This window comes from uncultured Thiodictyon sp., assembly GCF_903828115.1.
GTDB lineage: Bacteria > Pseudomonadota > Gammaproteobacteria > Chromatiales > Chromatiaceae > Thiodictyon.
Map to the genome: position 1 here is coordinate 1 of NZ_CAIKKU010000534.1, position 6,362 is coordinate 6,362.

A 6,362-nucleotide genomic window follows, 5' to 3' on the forward strand; every position below is an offset into this window, starting at 1 on the left:
GATAATCTCGACAACGACAACGACAACGACAACGACAACGACAACGACAACGACAACGACAACGACAACGACAACGACAACGACAACGACAACGACAACGACAACGACAACGACAACGACAACGACGCCAAGAGCCAGTCTCTAATGGACTTTTTTAACTTATCAGTGAACCATTCCTTAGCGAAAATACCGCCGCAGATGAACGCGAATAAAGAGACTTGGCACTCGTCGGCCTTGGTGATCACTGCGGCAACGCTTGACCCATGCGCAGACGATGGGTTTCGCTGCGCTCTACCCATCCTACGGGGTCTCACTGGCGGGCGGCGTCCCCAATGAACACGGTGCCCGCCGACACGCCTGACCCCCAGTCCGGCATCCGTGCCGGGCTCCGGGACCTGATCGCGCTGCGCGGCCAGGCCCTGCGGCTCGATCTGGCGCCGCGCGGGCGCGTGCTGGCCACCCGCACCGGCGGGCACCTGTCGCGCTTTCGCGGGCGCGGTATGGAGTTCGACGAGTCCCGGGTCTACCAGCCGGGCGATGACCCGCGCAACATGGATTGGCGGGTCACGGCGCGCGCCGGGACGCCCCATGTGAAGCTGTTCCGGGAGGAGCGCGAGCGGCCGGTCTGGCTCCTGGTGGACCAGGGCGCGGCCATGCGCTTCGGCACCCGCGTCGCCTTCAAGTCGGTGATCGCGGCCCAGGCGGCGGCCCTGCTCGGCTGGGCGGCGGTGGACCGGGCGGACCGGGTGGGCGGCCTGGTGTTCGACGAGGCGCGCCACCTGGAGCGGCGGCCGGCCGCCCGCACCGCGGGTCTGCTCCCGCTCTTGGAGCGGCTCACCGAGCCCACGGCGGCCGGCGAGCGGGGCCACGGCTCAGTGGCGCAGGCCGCCGCCCACCTCATCCGGCTGGTGCGCCCCGGCGGCCTGGTGGCGGTCATCAGCGACTTTGCCGGGGTGCGCCCGGACGCCGGACGCTGGCTGGCGGAACTCGCCGCCGGGAGCGAACTGCTCCTGCTAATGGTCCACGACCCCCTGGAGGCGGCGGCGCCCCCGCCCGGGCGCTATCCGGTCACCGACGGCCGACGCCGCGGGATTCTGGATCTGACCGGGGCGCGCAGCCGCACCGCCTATGAGGAGCGCTTCGCGGTTCGCGCCCAGACCCTGGAGCACCTGGCCCGACTGCACCGCGCCCACCTGTTGCACCTGGCGACCGACGAGCCGGTCGGTCCCGCCCTGGCCCGCGGACTGCGCGCGCGCAGCACGCCCGGGACCAAGAGCCTATTGTCCGCAAATGAACGCAATGGCCGACACGATTAACCCCCTGCCCACTGCCCCGGCCGCGGCCGACCCACTGGCTGGCCTGCGCGACTGGCACCTGCCGGACCCGGTGTCCTGGTGGCCGCCGGCCCCCGGCTGGTGGCTGGTCGCCGGGCTCACGCTGGGTGCCGGCGCGCTGGCCTTGGTGCTGTGGCGCCGCCGGTGGCGGCAGGGCGCCGCGGTGCGAACGGCCTTGGGCGAACTTGAGGCCCTGCGCGGGCAACTGGGCACCGGGCTCGATCCGGGCGGCTTTGCTGCGGCGGTTTCGATCCTGTTGCGGCGCCTGGCCCTGACCCGGTTCCCGCGGGAGCGCGTGGCCGGACTCAGCGGCGCCTCCTGGCTCGCCTTCCTGGATGCCACCGGCGGCGGCGACGCCTTCTCCCGCGGGCCGGGGCGGATGCTGGCCGAGCTGCCCTACCGCGCCCCCGGGGAAACCGGAGACTGCGTGGCCCTGGCGGACTTGGCCGGGCGCTGGATCCGCGCCAACCGGGGGACGGCCCCATGATCACGCTCGCCTGGCCCTGGGTGCTGGCGGCCCTGCCGCTGCCCCTGCTCGCCTATCTCATGCCCGCGGCCAGCCCCGCCGGTGGGGCCGCGTTGCGGCTGCCCTTCTACGCGGACCTGCCGGGCCTCGCCGCCGCCGCGGCCGGGCGCCGGTCGGCGTGGCGGATCGGCGCCGCAGTGCTGGCCTGGGTGCTGCTGGTGTCGGCGGCGGCACGGCCGGAATGGGTCGGGGCGCCGGTGAACCTGCCGGTCGCGGGGCGTGACCTCATGCTCGCCGTGGACATCTCCGGCAGCATGGAGCAGCCGGACTACGAGATGGACAATCGCATGGTCTCGCGCCTGGCGGTGGTCAAGGCGGTGGCCGCCCGCTTCGTGGAACGGCGCACCCAGGACCGGCTGGGGCTCATCCTGTTCGGCAGTAATGCCTATGTCCAGACGCCCCTGACCTTCGACGGTCACACGGTGGCCGCCATGCTGCGCGACTCGGTGGTGGGGCTGGCCGGGCGCGAAACCGCCATCGGCGACGCCATCGGGCTCGCGGTCAAGCGCCTGCGCGAGCAGCCGGACGACAACCGGGTGCTGATCCTGCTCACCGACGGGGCCAGCAACGCCGGCCAGTTGGAGCCCCAGGCGGCGGCGCAGCTGGCCCGTGAGGCCGGGGTGCGCATCTACACCATCGCCATCGGCGGCGGCGAGGTCGGCCTGCGCACCGCGCTCGGGATGCGCCTGCTGCGCCAGGGCGGCGACTATGACCCCGAGTCACTGAAGCAGATCGCGCAGGTCACCGGCGGGCGCTTCTTCTCCGCCACCGGACGCGAGGAACTGGAGGCCATCTACGAGGAACTGGACCGGCTGGAGCCCAGCCGCCGCGACGAGCGCACCTACCGGCCCCGCGAGTCACTGTTCGTCTGGCCGGCGGCGGCGGCGCTGGTCTTAAGTGTGCTGCTGGCGCTGCCGCTCCTGGGCGGCCGGGGTTTGGGAGTAGGTCATGGCCGCTGAACTGCACTTTCTGCGGCCCCAGTGGCTGCTCGCGCTGGCGCCCTTGCTGTTCGTCCTGATCGGGCTCTGGCGGGCACGTCACGCGGCCAATGCCTGGCGCGGCCTGGTGGACGCCCACCTCCTGCCCCACCTGCTGGTCGGTGAGGAGGGTCGGCCGCGCCGCCTGCCGTTGGCCCTGCTGGCCCTGGCCTGGCTGATCGGCACCCTCGCCCTGGCCGGCCCGGTGTGGGAACGCCTGCCGCAGCCGGTGTTCGCCACCACGGCCAAGCGCGTCATCCTGCTCGACCTCTCACCGAGCATGAACGCCGCCGATGTGACGCCCTCACGCCTGGCGCGGGCGCGCTTCGAGGTCCTGGACCTCCTCGCCGCCACCCGGGAGGGCCAGGTCGCGCTGATCGCCTTCGGTCCGGACCCCTTCATCGTCTCCCCCCTGACCGGCGACGCCCAGACCATCGCCTCCCAGGTCCCGCGCCTGGGCACGGACCTGCTCCCGGTGCCGGGTCCGCGCCGCACCGAGCGCGCCCTGGAGCAGGCCGGCGCCTTGCTGGCACAGGCCGGGGGGGAGGGCGGCGAGGTGATCCTGATCACCGATGGGCTCACCGGCGATGGCGCCGGCGCCCGGGTCGAGGCCGCCGCCCGCGCCCTGGCCGCCAAGGGTCATCGCCTCTCGGTGCTCGGGGTCGGCACGGCCGACGGGGCGCCGGTGCCGGACCCGGGCGGGGGCTTCGCCGCCGATCGCAGCGGCGCCATCCCCATGGCGCGACTCGAGCGTGGCGCACTGGAGTCCCTGGCCCGCGCGGGCAATGGCCGCTACGTGGACCTGGACCCCGGGGATCGGGACACCTTGGCCCTCATCAGCACCGGGGACGCGGCCGGGGCGGCGATGGCGCCCGGTGGGCTGGTCGAACAACAGGGCCTGGCGGCCGATCAGTGGCGGGAGGAGGGTCCCTGGCTATTGCTCGCCCTGCTGCCCATCGCCGCGCTGGCCTTCCGGCGCGGCTGGCTGCTGCCGGTCCTGGCCCTGGTGCTGGTGCTGCCGCCGCACCCGGGTTGGGCCTTGGGTTGGGACGACCTGTGGCAGCGCCCGGACCAGCAGGGCGCGCACCGGCTGGCGGCCGGCGACGCCGCCGCCGCGGCCAGCCGCTTCCAGGACCCCGCCTGGCGCGCCGCCGCCCGCTATCGCGGCGGCGACTATGCCGGCGCCCTGGCGGACCTGACCGGGATCGGCGGGGCTGAGGCGGACTACAACCGCGCCAATGCCCTGGCCCGCCTGGGGCGGTTCGACGAGTCCATCGCCGCCTATGAGCGGACCCTGCAACAGGCCCCGGACCACGCCGACGCGCGCGCCAACCTGGACCTCGTAAAGGCTCTGCGTGACCAACAGAAGCAGGACCAGCCCCAGGGCCAGGGGGACCAGGATCAGAAGGACCAGAAGGACCAGAAGGACCAGAAGGGCGACAAGGGTCAGCAGGGTCAGCAGGGACAAGAGGGCCGACAGGGTCAAAAAGACGGACAGCCGTCCGACGCCGGCCAGGATGGGCAGAACGGCCAGCAGGGGCAAGGACAGCAGCAGGACAGCGGCCAGGGGGCACCGCCGACGGCAGGTACCGGGGCGCCGCAAGACGCGCCGCCCGACCCCGGCGCAGCGAAGCCCGACAGCGCTGGCCAGCAGGCCGATCCCGCGGGCACGGACCCCAAGGCCGCCCAGGGTTCCTCCGCCGGGACCACCGGTGAGACGCCGCCGCCAAAGCCCGGCGACCTGGGTCAGGGCGCCGTGGCGGGAGAGCCCGAGGTCACCCTGCCCGACGGCGCCAAGCCGGAGCCCGCCAAGGACCAGGGTCAGGCCGCCGTTGCCGCGCAGCCGCCGCCGAGCGGGGCCCCGCCCACCGGGAACGCCGCCGCACGCCTGGCCGGCGCCGCCGACCTCAACCCCCAACAGCGCGAGCAGCAACAGGCCATGGAGGCCCAGTTGCGCCGCGTCCCGGACGACCCCGCCGGCCTGCTGCGCCAGCGCTTCCTGTTGCAGCAGTTGCGCCGCGAGGGGCGCTTGCCGTGAGCCGCGGGATCACAACGGCCCTCTTTAATCAACCTAGAAAGAGCAGTCATCCACAGATGAACACAGATGATTCATTGGCTTACGCTTGGTCGGGGGCTCACCTTGCAGGTGAGTGTGGCCGTAGCGATAAGCGCATGACAATTCAAAGAAAATCTGTGTTCATCTGTGTCCATCTGTGGATTTTATGATCAATCCAACCCGTCGCGACCACTATGCCCAACCGTCTTGACCGTCCCCCGTCGCCGCGCGCCGTCTGCGCGCTGCTGGCCCTGCTCCTGCTCGCCGTCCCCTGCGCCTGGGCGGGGGACCTGGGCGCGAGCCTGGACCGGACCCGGGTGCGTGCCAACGAGACCCTGACCCTGACCCTGAGCGCCGCCGGCGCACTCGCCGGGACACCGGACTTCAGCCCCCTGGCCAAGGACTTCGAGATCCTGCAACAGGGCAGCAGCACCAGCCTGAGCTTCGTCAACGGGGTCTCCAACAACACCCGGGAATGGACCCTGGAGTTGGCCCCGCGGCGCACCGGCAGGCTGCAGGTCCCGGCCCTGTCACTGGGCGGTCAGCAGACCCAGCCGATCGCGCTCGAGGTGCTCGCGGCGGATCAGGCGGACCCGGGCGGCGGACCCAAGCCGGTCTTGGTGGACACCCTGGTCGAGACCACCCAGCCCTATGTCCAGCAGCCCTTCACCTATCGGGTGCGGGTCCTCTTTCGCGACCAGCCGCGGCGCGCGATCCTGGACGAGCCGCAGGTCGAGGGGGCCACCCTGCAACGGCAGGGGGAAGACCAGAACGACTCCGAGGAGATCGACGGCCAGCGTTACACCGTCATCGAGCGGCGCTACCTGGTGGTGCCCCAACGCAGCGGCCCACTCACCATCGGCGGCCCGCGGCTGGAGGCCCTGATGGCGCAGGACCGCCCGGGGGCGCGCCGCAGCCCCTTCGCGGACTTCGGCACCATGTTCGGCGGACAAGGTCTGGGGGACCTGCTGGACCCGGGCGCGACGCGCCGGGTGATCGAACGCGGCCCCGACCGCATCCTCCAGATCCGGCCCCAGCCGGACACCGGCGGCGCCACCTGGCTGCCCGCCGAGTCGGTCCAGCTCTCCGACGAGTGGACGCCCTCCCCGCCCCGCTTCCGGGTCGGAGAACCCGTCACCCGCACCCTGGTGATCACCGCCCGCGGCGCCACCGCCGCCCAGTTGCCGACGCTCGACACCGGCACCCCCGAGGGCGCCCGGGTCTATCCCGAGACGCCCAAGATGGAAGACCTCCCGGGCAGTGTCCCGACCGCGCTCAAGACCCTCAAAGTCGCCCTGGTCCCGACCCGCGCCGGGCCCCTCACCCTGCCCGAGATCCGCCTGACCTGGTGGGACACGACCACCGACCAGTCGCGGGTCGCGGTCATCCCCCAGCGCACCGTCGAGGTCGCGCCCGCGGCGGGCGGGTCCGCGGCGGCGGCGCCGACACCGGCACGGGCACCCGGACCC

5 protein-coding genes are annotated in these 6,362 nt (G+C 72.7%); all 5 read left to right on the forward strand.

What is annotated here, in order from left to right:
* Window positions 1-332 precede the first annotated feature (332 nt).
* A complete protein-coding gene (locus QZY48_RS19830; protein ID WP_295434415.1) occupies window positions 333-1,316 on the forward strand; it encodes a DUF58 domain-containing protein in 984 nt (327 codons plus the stop codon).
* On the forward strand, window positions 1,300-1,821 hold the full coding sequence (locus tag QZY48_RS19835) for a DUF4381 domain-containing protein (RefSeq protein ID WP_295434417.1): 522 nt from the start codon (window positions 1,300-1,302) through the stop codon (window positions 1,819-1,821). Before QZY48_RS19830 ends, QZY48_RS19835 begins: the two co-directional genes overlap by 17 nt.
* Window positions 1,818-2,819 carry a VWA domain-containing protein gene (locus QZY48_RS19840; protein WP_295434419.1) on the forward strand — a complete coding sequence of 334 codons (1,002 nt, stop codon included), beginning with the start codon at window positions 1,818-1,820 and terminating at the stop codon, window positions 2,817-2,819. Before QZY48_RS19835 ends, QZY48_RS19840 begins: the two co-directional genes overlap by 4 nt.
* Window positions 2,809-4,875: a VWA domain-containing protein gene (locus QZY48_RS19845; RefSeq protein WP_295434421.1), complete on the forward strand. Its 2,067-nt coding sequence runs from the start codon at window positions 2,809-2,811 to the stop codon at window positions 4,873-4,875. Before QZY48_RS19840 ends, QZY48_RS19845 begins: the two co-directional genes overlap by 11 nt.
* Window positions 4,876-5,087: 212 nt before the next feature.
* Window positions 5,088-6,362: BatD family protein (locus QZY48_RS19850; RefSeq protein WP_295434423.1), on the forward strand; the 1,275-nt coding region annotated here is incomplete at its 3' end.

Coding starts and splice junctions, on each gene's coding strand:
- QZY48_RS19830 (WP_295434415.1), top strand. CDS start 333: ATGAACACGGTGCCCGCCGACACGCCTGACCCCCAGTCCGGCATCCGT.
- QZY48_RS19835 (WP_295434417.1), top strand. CDS start 1,300: ATGGCCGACACGATTAACCCCCTGCCCACTGCCCCGGCCGCGGCCGAC.
- QZY48_RS19840 (WP_295434419.1), top strand. CDS start 1,818: ATGATCACGCTCGCCTGGCCCTGGGTGCTGGCGGCCCTGCCGCTGCCC.
- QZY48_RS19845 (WP_295434421.1), top strand. CDS start 2,809: ATGGCCGCTGAACTGCACTTTCTGCGGCCCCAGTGGCTGCTCGCGCTG.